Source organism: Acidovorax sp. LjRoot38 (assembly GCF_964252975.1).
Lineage (GTDB): Bacteria > Pseudomonadota > Gammaproteobacteria > Burkholderiales > Burkholderiaceae_C > Acidovorax > Acidovorax facilis.
The window spans coordinates 12,498-30,721 of record NZ_CAXUPT020000017.1 but is presented as its reverse complement, the minus strand read 5'-3'; the positions used below and the strand labels follow the sequence as shown (position 1 = coordinate 30,721).

Annotated in this window: 17 protein-coding genes, 1 tRNA gene and 1 pseudogene; 15 read left to right on the top strand and 4 right to left on the bottom strand. The window is 63.0% G+C overall.

Annotation, left to right across the window (positions count from 1 at the left end):
* Window positions 1–83: 83 nt before the first annotated feature.
* The gene (gene mutM / locus ACSQ22_RS22965; RefSeq protein ID WP_121422496.1) at window positions 84–899 is read right to left on the bottom strand and encodes a bifunctional DNA-formamidopyrimidine glycosylase/DNA-(apurinic or apyrimidinic site) lyase; all 816 of its coding nucleotides are present in this window, start codon (window positions 897–899) and stop codon (window positions 84–86) included.
* A 29-nt stretch (window positions 900–928) separates the two neighbouring features.
* Between mutM and ACSQ22_RS22960 the strand changes: the two genes are divergently transcribed.
* The 7 genes from ACSQ22_RS22960 (at window position 929) to pth (ending at window position 6,832) form a co-directional block, all read left to right on the top strand.
* Complete coding sequence (locus ACSQ22_RS22960; protein WP_436131659.1) at window positions 929–2,707, top strand: tetratricopeptide repeat protein; 1,779 nt, start codon at window positions 929–931, stop codon at window positions 2,705–2,707.
* 44 nt (window positions 2,708–2,751) lie between these two features.
* Window positions 2,752–3,243, top strand: a complete 492-nt coding sequence (locus tag ACSQ22_RS22955) for a lipoprotein insertase outer membrane protein LolB (protein ID WP_436131658.1) — start codon at window positions 2,752–2,754, stop codon at window positions 3,241–3,243.
* 30 nt (window positions 3,244–3,273) lie between these two features.
* Complete coding sequence (ispE, locus tag ACSQ22_RS22950) at window positions 3,274–4,131, top strand: 4-(cytidine 5'-diphospho)-2-C-methyl-D-erythritol kinase (protein WP_436131657.1); 858 nt, start codon at window positions 3,274–3,276, stop codon at window positions 4,129–4,131.
* A 30-nt stretch (window positions 4,132–4,161) separates the two neighbouring features.
* Window positions 4,162–4,238, top strand: a tRNA-Gln gene (locus ACSQ22_RS22945).
* A gap of 46 nt (window positions 4,239–4,284) precedes the next feature.
* Complete coding sequence (locus tag ACSQ22_RS22940) at window positions 4,285–5,259, top strand: ribose-phosphate pyrophosphokinase (protein ID WP_055399067.1); 975 nt, start codon at window positions 4,285–4,287, stop codon at window positions 5,257–5,259.
* A 171-nt stretch (window positions 5,260–5,430) separates the two neighbouring features.
* Entirely contained in the window at window positions 5,431–6,066 is a 636-nt protein-coding gene (locus ACSQ22_RS22935) for a 50S ribosomal protein L25/general stress protein Ctc (protein WP_055399069.1), read from the top strand.
* A 157-nt stretch (window positions 6,067–6,223) separates the two neighbouring features.
* Window positions 6,224–6,832 carry an aminoacyl-tRNA hydrolase gene (gene pth / locus ACSQ22_RS22930; RefSeq protein ID WP_055399071.1) on the top strand — a complete coding sequence of 203 codons (609 nt, stop codon included), beginning with the start codon at window positions 6,224–6,226 and terminating at the stop codon, window positions 6,830–6,832.
* Window positions 6,833–6,951: 119 nt separating this feature from the next.
* Here pth and ACSQ22_RS22925 read toward each other — a convergent pair whose 3' ends face one another.
* The gene (locus ACSQ22_RS22925) at window positions 6,952–7,209 is read right to left on the bottom strand and encodes a YfhL family 4Fe-4S dicluster ferredoxin (RefSeq protein WP_436131656.1); all 258 of its coding nucleotides are present in this window, start codon (window positions 7,207–7,209) and stop codon (window positions 6,952–6,954) included.
* 208 nt (window positions 7,210–7,417) lie between these two features.
* Between ACSQ22_RS22925 and ACSQ22_RS22920 the strand changes: the two genes are divergently transcribed.
* The 8 genes and pseudogenes from ACSQ22_RS22920 to ACSQ22_RS22885 form a co-directional block, all read left to right on the top strand.
* The gene (locus ACSQ22_RS22920; protein WP_055399075.1) at window positions 7,418–8,380 is read left to right on the top strand and encodes an ABC transporter permease; all 963 of its coding nucleotides are present in this window, start codon (window positions 7,418–7,420) and stop codon (window positions 8,378–8,380) included.
* A 7-nt stretch (window positions 8,381–8,387) separates the two neighbouring features.
* Entirely contained in the window at window positions 8,388–9,260 is an 873-nt protein-coding gene (locus tag ACSQ22_RS22915) for an ABC transporter permease (protein ID WP_436131655.1), read from the top strand.
* 33 nt (window positions 9,261–9,293) lie between these two features.
* Window positions 9,294–10,334, top strand: coding sequence for an ABC transporter ATP-binding protein (locus ACSQ22_RS22910; RefSeq protein ID WP_121423058.1), 1,041 nt, complete (start codon window positions 9,294–9,296; stop codon window positions 10,332–10,334).
* Window positions 10,331–11,206 (top strand): ATP-binding cassette domain-containing protein, encoded by an 876-nt coding sequence (locus tag ACSQ22_RS22905; RefSeq protein ID WP_436131654.1) that lies wholly within the window; start codon window positions 10,331–10,333, stop codon window positions 11,204–11,206. The genes ACSQ22_RS22910 and ACSQ22_RS22905 overlap by 4 nt, the downstream gene beginning before the upstream one ends.
* A gap of 102 nt (window positions 11,207–11,308) precedes the next feature.
* Entirely contained in the window at window positions 11,309–12,799 is a 1,491-nt protein-coding gene (locus tag ACSQ22_RS22900) for an ABC transporter substrate-binding protein (RefSeq protein ID WP_055399081.1), read from the top strand.
* Window positions 12,800–13,063: 264 nt separating this feature from the next.
* Window positions 13,064–14,467, top strand: coding sequence for an amidase (locus ACSQ22_RS22895; protein ID WP_436131653.1), 1,404 nt, complete (start codon window positions 13,064–13,066; stop codon window positions 14,465–14,467).
* A 103-nt stretch (window positions 14,468–14,570) separates the two neighbouring features.
* On the top strand, window positions 14,571–15,179 hold the full coding sequence (locus ACSQ22_RS22890; protein WP_055399085.1) for a hypothetical protein: 609 nt from the start codon (window positions 14,571–14,573) through the stop codon (window positions 15,177–15,179).
* A gap of 23 nt (window positions 15,180–15,202) precedes the next feature.
* Window positions 15,203–16,540, top strand: a pseudogene (locus ACSQ22_RS22885) (tetratricopeptide repeat protein); the annotation flags it as partial.
* Window positions 16,541–17,121: 581 nt separating this feature from the next.
* Here ACSQ22_RS22885 and ACSQ22_RS22880 read toward each other — a convergent pair.
* A complete protein-coding gene (locus tag ACSQ22_RS22880) occupies window positions 17,122–17,793 on the bottom strand; it encodes a histidine phosphatase family protein (RefSeq protein WP_209817548.1) in 672 nt (223 codons plus the stop codon).
* A 133-nt stretch (window positions 17,794–17,926) separates the two neighbouring features.
* Complete coding sequence (locus tag ACSQ22_RS22875) at window positions 17,927–18,145, bottom strand: hypothetical protein (protein ID WP_431152007.1); 219 nt, start codon at window positions 18,143–18,145, stop codon at window positions 17,927–17,929.
* Window positions 18,146–18,224: the final 79 nt, after the last annotated feature.

Genomic DNA, 18,224 nt, shown 5'->3' with positions numbered 1-18,224 from the left:
GGCCTGAAGGGCAGGCATACACAAAATATAGCATCGACCGCTCGCAGGCCGTCATGCCACGGCGAATTGGCGCTTGACCTGATTCAAGGCCGCTGGCACATCGGGCAAAAATAGCTGCTCCGCTGCCCCTGGCGCAGCACCTTTATCGAAGTGCCACAAACATGGCATGGCGCTCCATCGCGTCCATAAACGTTGGTCTGGGTCTGAAAGTGGCCTGCCATTCCATCTGCATTGGAAAAATCGCGCAGCGTGCTGCCCCCCATATCCACGGCCCGCGCCAATACAGACCGAATGGCAGCGTGCAATTTGAGCACCCGCGCAGGCCCGATACGCGACGCACTCGTCGTGGGACGGATTCCAGCCAGAAAAAGCACTTCTGACGCATAGATATTGCCAACCCCCACCACCAGCCGGCCAGCCAAGAGCAACTGTTTGATGGGCATCTGGCTCTTTTTCAGACCAGCCTGGAAAACAGCAAGAGAGAATCCGTCAGACAGCGGCTCCATTCCCAGCCCGCCCAGAAGCTTGGTCGCAACAGGGTCTTGTTCCCCATGAACGTACACCACGGCACCGAATCGGCGCGGATCGTGCAGCCGCAGCGTCCCCTGGCTGGTCAGCATGTCAAAGTGATCGTGGACTCCGGCCGCCGGTAACCCCTGGCTGAAGCGCAGGCTGCCCGACATCCCAAGATGCACAAGCAGAACTCCTCGACTGGTATCTGCCAGCAAATATTTTCCGCGCCGGCGCAGGCCCATCACCTGCTGCCCCACCAAAGTCTGTGGCGCGCACCCCAGAGGCCAGCGCAAGGGTTTGCCGAGCGTGACCGCCTCAATGCGGGCGCCAGTGATGGCCTGAACCAAACTGCGGCGGGTCACTTCCACTTCGGGCAACTCAGGCATACAAAGACCCCGGCAATGGGTTAACAGGCATGGATTATTATGACCCGATGGTGCTATTTCACAGCTTTCGGATTGCCGCATTGACGACCGTGATCGCGGTATCCGCCCACTCAGCATGGGCACAACAGACCGGCAGTGACAGCCGCCCCGCCACAGATGAATCTCCAGTGGTATCCAACCCGGCACTGGATGCTGAATTGTTCTACGAGATTTTCCTGGGCGAAATCAGCGCCCGGACAGGCGACCCCGGTGCTGGTTATGCCTTCATGCTGGAGGCTGCACGCCGCAGCGCAGACGGCCAACTCTACCAAAGGGCCGCAGATATCGCCTTGCAGTCACGATCGGGTGAATATGCACTGGCAGCGGCCAAGGCATGGAAAGAGGCTCTGCCACAGTCGCGCGAGGCGAATCGCTATGTGCTGCAAATTCTTGTTGCACTGAACCGTATTGGCGAAACACCCGATCTGCTGCGCCAGGAACTCGCCCAATCATCCCCCCGCGCAAAGGCTTCGACCCTGTCTGCACTGCCCCAGATGTATGGGCGTGCCAGCGACAAGGCGCTGGCAGCGAAGGTGGTAGAAGCCGCCCTCGTGGACGAGCTTTCCCACCCTGCCACCGGCCCTGTGGCCTGGGTATCCCTGGGTCGCCTTCGCCTCGCGGCGGGTGATAAATCGGGGGCACTGGATGCCGCTCGGCGCGCGCAGGCCCTTGACGACGCTAACGAGGGGGCCGCCAGGCTGGCGCTGGAGCTGATGGAAGAGAACACCCCCGAGGCCGAACCACTGGTAACACAAGCACTTGCAAAACAACCCGTGCCAGAGTTGCGAATGGGCTATGCGCGGGTTCTTTTGGGCTTGCAGCGCTATCCCGATGCTGCCCGCCAACTGGAATACGTCACCAAAGAGAAACCGGACTTGGTAGAGGCCTGGCTGGTGCTGGCCACCCTGCAGTTGCAAGACAACAGGCTCTCCGCTGCAGAGAGTGCGCTGCAGCGCTTCATGGAGCTCACCTCCGCCGCGACCGATCCTGAAGTGCGTCAGAAAGGGCTTACGCAAGCCTATTTGCTGTCCGCACAGCTCGCAGAGAAGAAGGGCGATTTTGCCGCTGCAGAGGCGTGGCTCAACCGCATCGACAACGTGGACGAAGCGTTCAGTGCGCAAAGCCGCCGCGCGTCCCTGCTGGCACGGCAGGGCAAAGTGGCCCAGGCGCGGGAACTGCTGCGAAACCTGCCAGGAACCTCTGCTGACGACAAACGCATGAGGCTGCTGGCCGAGGTGCAGCTACTGCGTGACCTGCGGCTTTACGAGGAAGCCTACCAAGTCCAGAGCGAGCTTGTGGCGCTCGCACCTGATGACGCCGAACTGGTGTATGACCAAGCCATGCTGGCCGAAAAAGCGGGTCACCCGGAGACTATGGAGAAACTGCTGAGGCAGGTGATTTCCCAGAAGCCTCAATACCACCATGCTTACAACGCCCTCGGTTATTCATTGGCAGACCGGGGCGTGCGACTGGACGAAGCCAAACAGCTGATTCTGAAAGCACTGGAGTTCGCCCCCTCCGATCCCTTCATTACCGACAGTCTGGGCTGGGTGGAATTTCGCATGGGCAACAAGGCAGAGGCCAAGCGGCACCTGGAAACCGCCTACAAAGCTCGCCCGGATGTAGAAATCGCAGCGCATCTCGGTGAGGTGCTTTGGAGCCTGGGTGACAAGGAAGCTGCTCTCAAGGTCTGGAAAGAAGGCGCGCGGACAAGCCCTGACAATGAAACGCTGAAAGAAACGCTGAAGCGCCTTGGGGTGAGCCTTTGATGCACGGAGTTTCAGGAACTCCTTTTCAACGCGTTGCGCGCGTCATGGTCGGCCCACGTGTCGCCGGGCTGCTGTTGTGGGTGGCCTGCGCACTGTGGCTGGTCGGCTGCGCGCAGCCGCCACAGGTACCTGCAGGCGAAGAAGATGCCTGGAATGGGCGTATCGCCCTGCAGGTGGAAGGACAGGCATCGCAGTCGTTCTCTGCAATATTTGAACTGCGGGGCAATGCACAGACCGGGGGGCTTGCACTGATCAGCCCGCTCGGCAGCCGCATCGCACAGCTGGAATGGAAAGATGGCCATGCACAGCTGACCAGCGCGCAAGAATCGCGGACCTCTGATTCGCTCGACGCACTGCTGCAGGATGTGACGGGCGCGCGCATCCCCGTGGCCGCCCTCTTCGCTTGGCTCAAGGGTGTACAAACCACCGTGCCAGGCTGGAGGGCCGACCTTTCGGCCCTGGAACAGGGGCGACTGGTGGCACACCGCGACGACCCCGCCCCCCAGGCCACTTTGCGCATTGCACTGACCCGCTAGCCGCCCTCCTCACGCGCCCTATTCGTTGCCATGCAATCCCTGTATGACGTGCCGGCTCCGGCAAAGCTCAACCTGTTCCTTCACATCACAGGCCAACGCGCGGACGGGTACCACCTGCTGCAGTCGGTCTTCATGTTGATCGACTGGTGCGACACCCTCCATTTCGAGCGCCGCGCCGGTGGCGCTATCACACGCGAAGACCTGGGCACGGCACTGCCAGAGCTAGACCTGACGATCAAGGCCGCGCTCGCACTGCAGCGAGCCACCGGCTGCACCCAGGGTGCACACATTGGCGTCGTGAAAAACATCCCCTCGCAGGCGGGCATGGGTGGTGGCTCTTCCGATGCAGCCAGCACCTTGCTTGCCCTTAACAGGTTGTGGGGTCTGAACCTGTCGCAATCGGCACTGGAAGCTATTGGTCTGAAGCTCGGTGCAGACATTCCATTTTTTTTACGCGGTCACAACGCCTGGGTCGAAGGAATTGGTGAGACAATCACGCCGCTTGAGAAAGCACAGCAACTACCGCAAGCGCGCTTTGCCATCGTGAAGCCCGCTGCAGGCTTGGAGACAAAAGCAATTTTTTCGTCACCAAGTTTGAAACGCGATTCAGATAGTGCTACAATCTTAGGCTTTGCTGCAGCACACTTTGACTTCGGTCGAAACGACTTGCAGCCAGTTGCCCAGGCACTTTGCCCCGAGGTTACCGAAGCCATTGAATGGCTCGGTGCCCGAGGATTGCAAGGCAGGATGACAGGCTCAGGAAGTGCAGTGTTTGCGCATATGTCACATGCAGTTGACTTGAGTGGAGCCCCACAGGGCTGGCAAGTTAAGGAATGTGAAAATCTGATGGTCCATCCTCTGGCAGGTTGGGCATCAGGCAAGAATTAAGGTTAGCTGCCTTCGGTAGTTGACCTGTGTAGGGGAGTCGCCAAGCTGGTTAAGGCACCGGATTTTGATTCCGGCATGCGAAGGTTCGAATCCTTCTTCCCCTGCCAAACGCTTTCCGCGTACGGGCTTTTATTTCAGACTGCTGGGACGCTCATGCAAGCCAACCACCCCGACTTCATGGTTTTCACCGGCAATGCCAATCCAGGCATGGCAGCTGAAATTGCCCAACACCTCGGCACCACCCTCGGTGCGGCTGACGTGGGTCGATTCTCCGACGGTGAAGTCACCGTTGAAATCAAGCAAAACGTGCGTGCACGCGATGTTTTCGTGGTGCAGTCCACCTGCGCCCCCACCAACGAAAACCTCATGGAACTGCTGATCATGGTTGATGCGCTCAAGCGTGCATCGGCTGAGCGCATCAGCGCCGTGATCCCCTACTTCGGCTATGCCCGCCAGGACCGCCGCCCGCGTTCGACGCGCGTGCCTATCACCGCCAAGGTGGTGGCCAACATGCTGCAAGCTGTGGGCGTGGCACGCGTGCTGACCATGGACTTGCATGCCGACCAGATCCAGGGCTTTTTCGACATCCCGGTGGACAACATCTACGCGTCGCCCGTGCTGCTGGGCGACCTGCGCCAGAAGAACTATGAAGACCTGATTGTGGTCTCGCCCGACGTGGGTGGCGTGGTGCGCGCCCGTGCACTGGCCAAGCAGCTCAACTGCGACCTGGCCATCATCGACAAGCGCCGCCCCAAAGCCAACGTGTCCGAAGTCATGCATGTGATCGGCGAAATCGAAGGCCGCAACTGCGTGATCATGGACGACATGATCGACACCGCCGGCACGCTGGTAAAGGCCGCTGAAGTGCTCAAGGAGCGTGGCGCCAAGAAGGTGTACGCCTACTGTACGCACCCTATTTTTTCGGGTCCTGCCATCGAACGCATCGCCAAGGGCTCGGCCCTCGATGAAGTGGTGGTGACCAACACCATCCCGCTGAGCGACAACGCCCGGGGATGCGCCAAGATTCGCCAACTTTCCGTGGCCCCGCTGATCGCAGAGACGATCCAGCGCATTGCCAAGGGTGAGTCGGTGATGAGTCTGTTCTCGGACCAAGACAACCTGTTCTGACAAACGCGGGGCTCGCAAGAGGCCTTTGGCTTGGAAAGACGGTTGATCAGGACACCAAGCCTCCTTCGGGAGGCTTGTCTGTTGGTTCGGGAACGAAGTGTGGCCTGCTATCGCGGGCCTTTTTAAAACAGGGCAAGACTGGTCGCGGTCTGTCCTTTTCAGGAGCTAGTTATGAACTTCGTCGCTTTTGAGCGCGCCAAGCAAGGTACGGGTGCGAGCCGCCGTCTGCGCAATTCGGGCAAGACGCCTGGCATCGTCTACGGTGGCACCGCCGAACCCCAACTCATCGAGGTGGACCACAATGCACTGTGGCACGCCCTCAAGAAGGAAGCTTTCCACTCCAGCGTGCTGGACATGGAAGTTGCCGGCACGACCTCCAAGGTTCTGCTGCGTGACGTGCAATACCACCCCTACAAGCAACTCGTGCTGCACATCGACTTCCAGCGCGTGGACGAAAAGACCAAGCTGCACATGAAGGTGCCACTGCACTACAGCGGTGCTGACGAGTCCAACGCCGTCAAGGTCGACAAGTGCATGGTCAACCCGATCGTGAATGAGCTGGACGTGACCTGCATGCCTTCGGACCTGCCTGAGTTCATCGCTGTGGACCTGTCCAAGCTGGAAAAGGGCGCATCCCTGCACCTGAAGGACATCAAGCTGCCCAAGGGCGTGACGGCCAAGATCCGTGGCGGTCAGAACAACAACCCCGTGCTGGTGTCCGTGGTGCCTCCAGTGGTGGTCGTTGAGACCCCTGCCGAAGCCGCTCCTGCTGCCGACGCCAAGGGCAAGGGCAAGGGCAAGAAGTAATCGGTCAACGACCTCGATGACTTCACCCGGTCAGCCCGCCCTGCGGCGTTGACCCCCAACGGCCCACCTTGTGTGGGCCGTTTTCATTGGCGCAAAGCCATTCGCATCTGCAAACCGTCTGGCTCTAACCACCCCACACCCACCGATAATCCCGCCAATGATCAAGCTGTTTGTAGGCCTTGGAAACCCCGGGCCAGACTACGAAGCCACCCGCCACAACGCCGGTTTCTGGTGGATTGATGCGCTGGCGCGCGAACTCAAGGCCACGCTGGTGCCCGAGCGCAGCTACCACGGGCTGGTGGCGCGCACGACGGTGCATGGGCAAAGCGTCTGGCTGCTGCAGCCACAGACTTTCATGAACCTCTCGGGCAAGTCGGTGGCTTCGCTGGCGCGCTTCTTCAAGATCCAGCCCGAAGAAATCCTGGTGGTGCATGACGAACTGGACATTCCGCCAGGACAGGTCAAGCTCAAGCGCGGCGGCAGCCATGCAGGGCACAACGGCCTGCGCGACATCCATGGCCAGCTCGGTTCCCCTGACTATTGGCGCCTGCGCGTGGGCATCGGCCACCCGGGCGTGAAAAGCGAAGTCGCCAACTGGGTGCTCAAAAAGCCCTCCCCCGACCAGCGCACGCTGATCGAAGACAGCATCGTCCATTCGCTGAAGGCCTACCCGGCCATGCTGGCGGGCGAGATGGACAAGGCCACCTTACTCATCCACACCACCAAACCGCCGCGCCCCAAGCCCCCCCGCCCTGCAGAAGACTGAGCGGCGCGGCTGGAAAAAGGGTAACGACGGTCCGCCGCATCCCTTTCTGTCAATAGCTATTATTTTTATAGCGTCTTACGCTTGATGGATAAGCGCTAGAGCCAAAAAAACACTACAAACTAACTCGAAGCTTGCGTCTGTAACCGCTGGAACTTCTGCCACAGGGTTTCGCGGTTCTCGACGTGCTGCGGGTTCACGGGGATGCAGGCGACGGGGCAGACCTGCACACATTGGGGCTCGTCAAAGTGCCCCACACATTCCGTGCACTTGTTCGGGTCGATCTCGTAGATCTCCTGCCCCAGATAGATGGCCTGGTTAGGGCATTCGGGCTCGCACACATCACAGTTGATGCACTCGTCGGTGATCATCAGCGCCATACGGCCTCCCTGGGCACAGGGCCAAAAACAATGGAGACGGGGTACGCGGCGCGGTTCATGCTCCGTATTATCCCGCGCTGGTGGCATGTGCCTTGCATGCCACACTGCAACCCACCACCGCTGACGGGGATGTTTTTACCGTTATGCTGTGTATACACATTAATTTTGACGCCCGCGCGCCCTAACCCTCTCCTCACCCACCTCACCCATGGGCCTGTTTTTTCTCAAGCGGTTTATTACCCTCCTGGCCACGCTTATCGGCGCGTCCATTGTTGTGTTTCTGGTGCTGGAGATCCTTCCGGGCAACGCCGCCCAAATGCTCATGGGACCCGACGCCTCGCCCGAAGCCGTGGCTGCGCTGGCCAGCAAGCTGGGGTTAGACCAGCCCGCCAGCCTGCGCTACTGGCAATGGGTGAGCGGGCTGGTGGTCGGCAACATGGGCGACAGCTATGCCTACAGCTCACCCGTGCTCGACCTGGTGCTGGAACGCCTGGCCCTCACGGTGCCCCTGGCACTGATGGCCATGGTCATCACCACCGTGCTGGCCCTGGTGGCAGGTGTGTATGCAGCATCGCGCCACAACAAGATCGGTGATGTCGGCGTGATGGGGCTGGCACAGATCGGAATTGCCATCCCCAATTTCTGGTTCGCCATTCTGCTGATCCTGCTGTTCTCCGTGAAACTGCAGTGGTTCTCGGCCGGTGGCTTCCCCGGCTGGACCGAAGACGCTGGCGGTAGTCCACTCGAAGCCCTCAAGGCCCTGCTGCTGCCCGCCATTGCGCTGGCCGTGGTGCAGGCCGCCATCCTCGCGCGCATCACGCGCTCGGCCGTGCTGGAGGTGCTGCGCGAAGACTTTGTGCGCACTGCCCGCGCCAAGGGCCTGTCGCAGCGCGCGGCGCTCTGGGGCCATGTGCTGCGCAACGCCATGATCCCGGTAATCACCGTGATGGGGCTGCAGTTTGCCAACCTGCTGGCCGGCACCATCGTGGTGGAGAACGTGTTCTACCTGCCCGGCCTGGGGCGGCTGATCTTCCAGTCCATCTCCAACCGCGACCTGATCGTGGTGCGCAACTGCGTGATGCTGCTCGCCGCCATGGTGGTCATCGTGAATTTCGTGGTGGACATCCTTTACGCCGTGATCGACCCGCGCGTGAAGGCCTCCGACATCTGATCCCCCCATGAACGCTGTCATTCCTTCGCCTTCTGTCACCTCTGCCCCCAGCTGGCTGCACCGCGCGCTGCGCCACCGCAGCTTCGTGATCGGCGCCGTCCTGTCGCTGCTGCTCCTGCTGGCCGCTGCACTGTCGCTGGTCTGGACACCCTGGTCGCCCTACGAGATGGACCTGGCCTCCAAGCTGCAGTCGCCCACCGGCACACACTGGCTGGGCACCGATGCCTTTGGGCGTGATGTGGCGTCGCTGTTGCTGGTGGGTGCGCGCAATTCCATTCTGGTGGGCGTGATCGCCGTGGGCATCGGGCTGACCGTTGGCACGGCGCTGGGCCTGCTGGCTGCGGCCAAGCGCGGCTGGGTCGAAGAACTCATCATGCGGCTGGCCGACTTTACGTTTGCCTTCCCGGCCATCCTGTCCGCCATCATGCTCACCGCTGTGTTCGGCGCGGGCATCGTCAACTCCATCATTGCCATCGGCATCTTCAACATCCCGACGTTTGCGCGCGTCACCCGTGCATCGGCCAACGCGGTGTGGTCGCGCGAATACATCCTGGCCTCGCGCGCCTGCGGCAAGGGCAGCTTGCGCATCACGCTGGAGCATGTGCTGCCCAACATCCTGTCGGTGCTCATCGTGCAGGCCACCATCCAGTTCGCCATTGCCATCCTGGCCGAAGCCGCCCTCTCCTATTTGGGCCTGGGCACCCAGCCGCCCCAACCCTCCTGGGGCCGCATGCTCAGCGAAGCACAGACGCTGATGTTCCAAGCCCCGCAGCTGGCCGTCTGGCCTGGTGTGGCGATTGCGCTGGCCGTGCTGGGACTGAACCTGCTGGGCGATGGTCTGCGCGACCTGCTGGACCCACGCTTGTCGCGCAAGCGCTGAAACCTCCGCCGAACCTTGCACGAACTGTTCTCCATGTCTTTCCTGCTCGAAGTCTCCAACCTCCGCATCCGCCTGCAGACGCACCGGGGCCCGGCCGATGCCGTGCGCGGCGTGAGCTTTTCGCTGGCGCGCGGTGAAACCCTGGGCCTGATTGGTGAATCGGGCTGTGGCAAATCCATCACCGCCATGTCGCTCATGGGCCTGCTGCCTGACAGCGCGCAGGTCACCGGCAGCATTCGCTTTGATGGCCAAGAGCTGGTGGGCCGCACCGATGCACAGATGTGCCAGATGCGCGGCAACCGCATTGGCATGGTGTTCCAGGAGCCCATGACCGCACTGAACCCCGTGCACACCATAGGCCGCCAAGTGGCGGAGCCGCTGCGCCTGCACCGGGGCATGAATGCAGCAGCCGCACGCACCGAAGCGATTGCCTTGCTGGACCGCGTGGGCATCCCCAACGCCGCACAGCGCTTTGACGCCTACCCGCACCAGTTCTCGGGCGGGCAGCGCCAGCGCATCACCATTGCGATGGCGCTGGCCTGCGGGCCCGACCTGCTGATCGCCGACGAGCCCACCACGGCGCTCGACGTGACCATCCAGCAGCAGATCCTGGACCTCATCAGCGACCTGGTGGCTGAGCGCAACATGGCGCTCATCCTCATCTCGCACGACCTGGGGGTGATCTCGCAGAACGTGGACCGCATGATGGTGATGTACGGCGGCAGCGTGGTCGAAAGCGGCTCCACCGCCTCGGTCTTCTCGGCCATGGCCCACCCCTACACACGCGGCCTGTTTGCCGCCCGGCCTCACCTGGGCGCCGTGCACGCGCCCGGCCAGCGACCTCGCCTGTCCACCATTCCGGGCACGGTGCCTGAGCTGGTCGACCTGCCTTCAGGTTGCCCTTTTGCGGGCCGCTGCAGCTACACGGTGGATGCCTGCCACCACAATCAGCCCGAGGCCACGCTCGTGGCCACCGATGCCGATGGCGACCACGAGGTGCGCTGCCTGCGGCGCGAGGCCATTGCCGAAGCCCAGAGTGCCCAGGTGGTAAACATCGTCGAGGTGGCCGCATGACCCAGGCGCTGCACAGCACCCATCCCGCAGAAACGCCGCTGCTGCAGGTCAAAGACCTGGTGCGTGAATACACGCTGCCGCGCGACCATCTGTTCAAGCCACCCGGCAAGGTGCATGCCCTCAACGGCGTGAACTTCTCGATTGCCTCTGGCCGCAGCCTCGGCATCGTCGGCGAATCGGGCTCGGGCAAGTCCACCCTGGCACGGCTGGTGATGGCGCTCGATGCGCCCACCTCCGGCACTGTGGAGCTGCTGGGCCGCAACCTGCACCAGTTGCCCGCCGAGCAGCTGCGCCAGGCGCGCCGCGATTTTCAGATGGTGTTCCAGGACCCGTACGGATCGCTGGACCCGCGCCAGACCGTGGAGCGCATCGTGACCGAACCACTGCAGGCGCAAGGCCAGACCACGCGCGCCGAGCAGCGCGAGCAGGCCGCCCAGGTGCTATCGCAAGTGGGCCTGCGCACCAACGACCTGGGCAAGTACCCGCACGAATTTTCTGGCGGCCAGCGCCAGCGCATCGCCATTGCACGCGCCCTCATCACCCGGCCCCGCCTCATCGTGGCCGACGAGCCGGTGAGCGCACTCGACGTGTCGGTACAGGCCCAGGTGCTCAACCTGATGCAGGACCTGCAGCAGCAGTTCGGCATCACCTACATGCTCATCAGCCACGACCTCGCCGTGGTGAATCACCTGTGCGACGAGGTGGTGGTGCTGTACCAGGGCCGCATCGTAGAGCGGGGCTCTCCCGGAGAGCTGTTCCGCAACGCGCAGCACCCGTACACGCAATCGCTGGTGGGTGCGGTGCCGCAGGTGCTGCCGGGCCGTGCAAGGGCGCGCCGTGCCGCTGCTGCGGCCGCAGCAAAAATCGTGTAACCAAATACCGATGTGATGGTGTAAAAAGCTTTTGTGCTCCCCGGTAACCCATTGCAAAGGCGCCGGGGTCTTCGTCTGGTTTTTTGTCTGGAGAGTCCGAACATGCTGAACCGCCGTACCGTCCTTGCCACTGGCGCCATCGCCGCTGTGCCCTTGTCCACCTCGCTTGGCGCCATGGCGCAAAGCCGCAAAGATGCGGTGACGCTGGCGATGACGCTGGAGCCCCCAGGCCTGGACCCCACCGCCGGTGCGGCATCTGCCATCGCCGAGATCGTTCAGTACAACATCTTCGAGACGCTCACCAAGATCAACCCCGACGGCAGCGTGTCGCCCCTGCTTGCCGAAAGCTGGGAGGTCTCGCCCGACCTCAAGACCTACACCTTCAAGCTGCGCCGTGGCGTGAAGTTCCAGAACGGCGAGCCCTTCACCGCTGCGGCCGTCAAGTTCTCGTACGACCGCGCGGGCGGCGAGAAGAGCACCAACAAGGACAAGCGCACCTTTGCAGGCATCACCACCCAGGTGGTGGACGACTACACCGTGGTGCTGCTCAACAAGGAGATCGACCCCGACCTGTTGTTCATCCTCGGCCAGGCCACCTCCATCATCGTGGAGCCCAAGAGCGCCGACACCAACGCGAACAAGCCCGTGGGCACCGGTCCCTACCAGCTGCAGGCCTGGAACAAGGGGTCGTCCGTGGTGCTGACCGCGTGGGACGGCTACCGCGACGCCAAGGCCATCAAGATCAAGCGCGCCACCTTCCGCTTCATTTCCGACCCCGCCGCCCAGGTGGCCGCCCTGCTGGCCGGTGACGTGGACGCCTTCCCGCGCGTCACACCGCGCAGCGTGGCACAGTTCAAGGCCAACCCGAAGTACCAGGTGATCGTTGCAGGCTCGCGCGCCAAGACCATTCTGGCCATCAACAACGGCAAGAAGCCGCTGGACGATGTGCGCGTGCGCCGCGCCATTGCCGCAGCCATTGACCGCAAGGCCGTGATCGAAGGCGCGGGCGACGGCTACGGTGCGCCCATTGGCAGCCACTACGTGCCTGGCGCCTTTGGCTATGTGGACACCACGGGCGTGAACCCCTACGACCCCGAGAAGGCCAAGAAGCTGCTTGCCGAAGCCGGCATCAAGACGCCGCTGGAGCTGACCATGACGCTGCCCCCCACGCCTTACGCCCGCCAGGGCGGCGAGGTGGTGGCTGCCCAGCTGGCCAAGGTCGGCATCATCGCCAAGATCCAGAACGTGGAATGGGCGCAGTGGCTCAGCGGCACCTACGGCAGCAAGAACTACGACCTGACCATCATCAGCCACGTGGAGCCCTTCGACCTGGGCAACTTTGCCAAGCCCGACTACTACTGGGCCTACAACTCGCCCAAGTTCAACGACCTGTTCACCCAGATCAAGAACGCAGCACGCCCCGCCGACCGCGCCAAGCTGCTGGGCGATGCGCAGCGCCTGTTGGCCAACGATGCAGTGCACGCCTTCCTGTACTCCAACCAATGGATCACGGTGGCCAACAAGAACCTCAAGGGCCTGTGGAAAGACATGCCCGTGTTCGTGAACGACATCTCCGCGCTGTCCTGGTCTTGAGATGGGGCACCCCCCTGAGGCCCTTCGGGCCTTCCCCCCGCTCTCGCATTACTGCGCAATGCGGGCAGGGGGACGCAGCCCTCGCTGCGGGGCGGCCCTTGCTCGGCTGCCCGCGCCTGGGCCGCGCCAGTTTCGCGGGCAGCGCACAGCGCAGTGAATAGCTGAAGCCCGCAGAAGCAGACAGCTCCCAAAATAATAGCTGCCAGCGCTTTACCGATAAGCGCTAGCAGCCTTTTTTATTGATAAAACTTCCCAAACCCCGCCATGACAGCCCTGCACGACCTGCCCGCCCACGACCTCCTTGCCGCCTACCGCCAGCGCACGCTGTCCCCCGTCGAGGTCACGCAGGCCGTGCTGGCCCACATTGAGCGGTGGGAGCCCCACATCCGCGCCACCTACCTGCTACGCCCTGAGATGGCCCTGGCGCAAGCCCGCGAATCGGAAGCCCGCTGGCTGCGTGGCGAGCCCAAGGGCGCGCTGGACGGCGTGCCCAGCACCATCAAGGAAAACATCGCCACCGAAGGCGATCCGACGCCGCTGGGCACGGCCGCCGTCGAGCTGGTGCCCGCCGCAGCCGATGCACCGCCCGCCGCCCGCATGCGCGAGGCGGGCGCCGTCATCGTGGCCAAGACCACCATGCCCGACTACGGCATGTTGTCCTCGGGCCTGTCCACCTTTCACCCCCTGTCGCGCAACCCGTGGGACACCCGCAAGGGCCCCGGTGGCTCCAGCGCCGGCGGTGGCGCTGCCGCAGCCGCAGGCTACGGCCCGCTGCACATCGGCACCGACATAGGCGGCTCGCTGCGCCTGCCCGCCAGCTGGTGCGGCATCTTCAGCCTGAAGCCCAGCCTGGGCCGCATTCCGATCGATCCACCCTACACCGGCCGCGCAGCTGGTCCCATGACCCGCACCGTGGCCGACGCCGCGCTGATGATGATGGTGCTGAGCCAGCCCGACGCGCGCGACAGCATGAGCCTGCCCTACCAGGACATCGCGTGGAGCCAGTTCAACAAGGGCGCCGAACGCTTGCGCGGCCTGCGCATTGGTTTGCTGCTGGACGCCGGATGCGGCCTGCCGGTGGAGCCCGAGGTGAAAGCCGCCGTAGAACGCGCAGCAAAACTCATGGAGGCGGCGGGCGCCACCATCGTGCCCATGGCGCCTTTCATGACCCAGGCCATGCTCGACGGCATGGACCATTTCTGGCGGATGCGCTCGCACATCGACCTGCAGGCCCTGCCCGCCGCGCGGCGCGACAAGGTGCTGCCCTACATCCGCACCTGGGCCGACAGCGCAGCGGGCATGAGTGGCACCGAAGTCTTCAACGCCAGCCACCAGTTCCACCTGACGCGGGTCAACACCGTGAAGGCCTGCAGTGCCTTTGACTATGTGATCTCTCCCGTGGCGCCCATGCCCGCCTTCCAGGCCGAACTGCCCTCGCCCACCAACGACCCGCTTCGCCCGCTGGAGCACATCGGGTTTACCGTGCCCTTCAACATGTCCGAGCAGCCCGCCGCGTCGGTCAACTGCGGCTACACCACAAGCGGCCTGCCCATTGGCCTGCAGATTGCGGGTGCCCGTTTTGACGACCTGGGGGTGCTCCAGGTGGCACACGCGTTCGAGCTGATCCGTGAACCCCAGCGGGCATGGCCCCAGCCGCCAGCGAGCTGAAAGCATGGCCGGAGGTTGTTGGTAACCTTGGGGTTTTGTTGGCAGACACCGGGCCACCCTGGGCCACCACTCTCCCACCCCCTGTACGAACGCACCACACCGCATGGACATCCTCATCCTGGCGATCCTGATTGCCACCGGCACCTACATGCTCAACGCCAAAGAGCAGCGCAAACGCATTGCGCTGCTGGGCAGCCACCTGGCCAACTACCAGATCGAAAAGCTCATGGAAGCCCTGACCGACGGCTACCTGCGCGCCCTGGGCGAAAGCACGGACGAGCGCCGCCAGCAGATCTGGAGCCTGCTGAGCACCACCGAAGCGCAACTCACCGAGCAATTCAGCCGGTTTGCCGCCGACTTTGCCAAGGAGCCCGAGGCCACCACACGCGTCAGCCGCCTGGCAATGGCGATCCCCTTTGCCGAGAAGATATTGCCCAGCTTCACCTTCGACATGCGCAAGGCCCTGGCCATCCACGCGCGCGGCATTGCGCACGTGGTGCAGAACACCAGCCACCTCGCGCCCAAGGACCGGGCCTTCATGATGACGGCAGAACTGTTCCTCATGCAGCACACCTGCCACTGGTTCTGCAAATCCAAGACCATTGCCACCGCCCGCATGCTGGCGCGCCACCAGACGCCGCACGAGCAGTTGGTGGCCTCTGTGTCTGCCGACACCCGCAAGGCCTATCTGACGCTGATCAAGGGCGGCTGATCCACCACCCCTAACAATGCCCCATGCCATCCTCCACGCACACCCGCATGACCGATAGCCTGGGCAACCCCGTCACCTTGCAGGACCCGGCAAGCGCCGCCGCCCTGAACGACTTTGTCGAAGGCTTCATCGCCTGCGAAGCCCGCGCGGTGAATGTGCTGAACGCAGCCGCAGACACCAGCCCCATCGTGCAGGCCAGTTGCGCGGCGCTGCACATGTTTGCCGAATCGGCCGACGCACCGCGCAACGCGCGCCCCTTCATCAACCAGGCGCTGGCCAACGCCCCACAAGCCAGTGACCGCGAGCAACGCTTTGTCGCCGCCGTGGCTGCCTGGGTGGATGGCGACCTGCCCCGTGCGATTGCGCTGCATGAGGAGCAGGCACGCCTGTTTCCACGCGACCTGGCATCGCTCAAGCTCGGTCAATACCATTTGTTCAACCGGGGCGACTCGCCCGGCATGCTGCGCCTGGCGCTGCAGGCTGTGCCTGCCGCCGCCGATGTGCCCTACCTGCACGGCATGCTGGCCTTTGGCTGGGAGCAATGCCATTTGCTCGACCGCGCCGAGGCCTCCGCCCGCCACGCCATCGCCCTTTGCCGCAAGGAGCCCTGGGCCCACCACGCCCTGGCCCACGTGATGCTGACGCAGGGACGCATCCGCGAAGGAGGCGACTTCATGGCCAGCATGAGCGACACCTGGACGGGCCTGAACTCCTTCATGGTCACGCACAACTGGTGGCACCAGGCGCTCTTTCTGCTGGAGCAGGACCGGTACGCCGAAGTGCTGGCGCTGTATGACAGCCAAGTCTGGGGGGTGGTCAAGGAATACACGCAGGACCAGATCGGCGCCGTGTCATTGCTCGCTCGGCTGGAACTGGCGGGCGTAGACGTGGGCGACCGCTGGACCGACGTGGCTGACCACCTGGCACTGCGCCTAGCCGACCATGTGTTGCCCTTCCTGGACCTGCAATACCTCTACGGCCTGGCCCGCGCCGGGCGCATGGAGGCCGCGCGCACGCTGCACAACAACATCGCAGCCCACGCCGCCACCCGCACCGAGGCGCACGAGCGCACCGTGTGGCAGCAGGTGTGTGTGCCTGCAGCGCACGGCCTTCTGGCACATGCGCAGGGCGACTGGGCCACGGCGGTGGAGAAGCTGGGCGTGGCCCTGCCCCGGCTGGTGGAGATTGGCGGCAGCCATGCGCAGCGGGATTTGTTCCACCAGATCTGGGTGGATGCGCTGCAGCGTAATGGGCAGTGGGGGGCGGTGCAGAACGTGTTGCAGCCGTTGGTGAATGGGCAGCCGGAGTCGGTGCGATTGGCGAAGCAGGTGCGGTTAGTGAACAAGCAATTGGGGCTACCTGAAAAGTACAAAAAGCCCGCCTCACAGATCAACAAGTTGCGTCTGAGACTGATGCACCAGCAGGCACTTCAAAGATTGAGTGACTCGGAATTGCTCCATAACGCATCAGACGACGGCGATCAATTTGATTCCCAGTATTTGCTGCGCTTGCTAGGCATGGAGCTTTTGCTCAAAGTGGTTTTTGAGAAAACGCTCCATGAAAAGGCACACGGGCATAGATATGACAAGCTGTTCAAACGCTTGCCGGAAGATCTGCAAGATCGCCTTATCCGCCTGGCAGGAGAGCGAATTGGGCCGTCCGGCTTAACGGACAATGCCCAAAGCCTTTTCAAGGAATGGGGACAGAACTTTGTCGCCTTACGGTATCCATGGGAGCGCTATGATGGGCTATCAGAAGACCAGTACGCAACGCTTGAAGAAAAGTGGATTGCTGAGGGCGCCCCACTAAAAAAGGCAACTTTTCGGTATCACCCCGAAGAGCTCTTCGGCATGCTTTACGCACTTCAAACCGTCGCAGATGAGTTGCGCGAGTCTTGATTTATGACGCGTGACCATCCGAGCCGACTTCCCACTCTCTGACCTCACCGCACCACCAACTTCGTCTGGTCATACACCGGCTGCTCCGGCAAATCCGCCAGGTGCCGCACATCGGCCCAGTCCAGCACTTCCACCGCCTCGCCACTCACCCGCACGCGGTTGAGCCCCGCGTTGGGGATGTCGCTCTGGCGCGGGCCGTCCAGCCCGGTGCCACGCGCAGTGCGCCAGATCATGTCGAGCACGCCGCCATGGGTGACCACCATCACCGTCTGGCCGCTGTGCTGCTGCGCGATGCGGTAGACAGCGTCCATCACGCGGGTGTGGAACTGGCGGGTGGTCTCGCCGCCGGGCATGCCGTAGTCGGCTTCAAAACGCAGCCACTGGTTCCATGCGTCGGCGTGCTCCAGCTTGACGTCATCCACGCGCTTGCCGTCCACCACGCCAAAGTTTTGCTCGCGCAGGGCGCTGTCGGTGAGGGTGTCGATGCGGGCCTCAGGGAACAGCACCTGCAGGCTGGGTGTGGCGGTCTGCTGGGTGCGGATGAGGTCGCTGCAGATGAGGTGGTGCACCACCGGGCGCTCTGCAGCCAGACGCTCAGCCAGGCGGCGGGCCTGTTCGTGGCCGGTGGCGTTGAGGGGCACATCCACGTGGCCCTGAAAGCGCAGCTCGCGGTTCCAGTCGGTCTCGCCGTGGCGGATCAGGATCAATTCAGTCATGCGTGCCATTATCGAATGTACACACATTAATGCAAGCAATTTTGGCCTCTAGCGCTTATCCAGCAAGCGCTAGTAGCTATTATTTTTATAACAAGCACCGCAATCACCAGAAGCCATTGGCAGCCAGCCACAGCTACCGCATGGGCACGATCAGCACCTTGCGCCGGGGCTGGCAGCCAGGGCCTTCATAGGCAGCGCTGTCGCGCTCCCAGCCGTGGCCGGGCGAGGTTTGTGCACACACGCGCTGGCCATCGACCAGGCTGCGCCAGTAATACCAGGGCGCGGGGGCGGCCTGTACCAGCAGAGGGGCCAGCAGGACCAGCGCGAACAAAAGGCGGGGGGCGAAAGGCATGGGCAAACAAAGCATCCGGCGACTTCCACCCATGCTACTGAGCCTGCGCAGGGCCGATGCCCTGAAAAGCGGCAGGTTC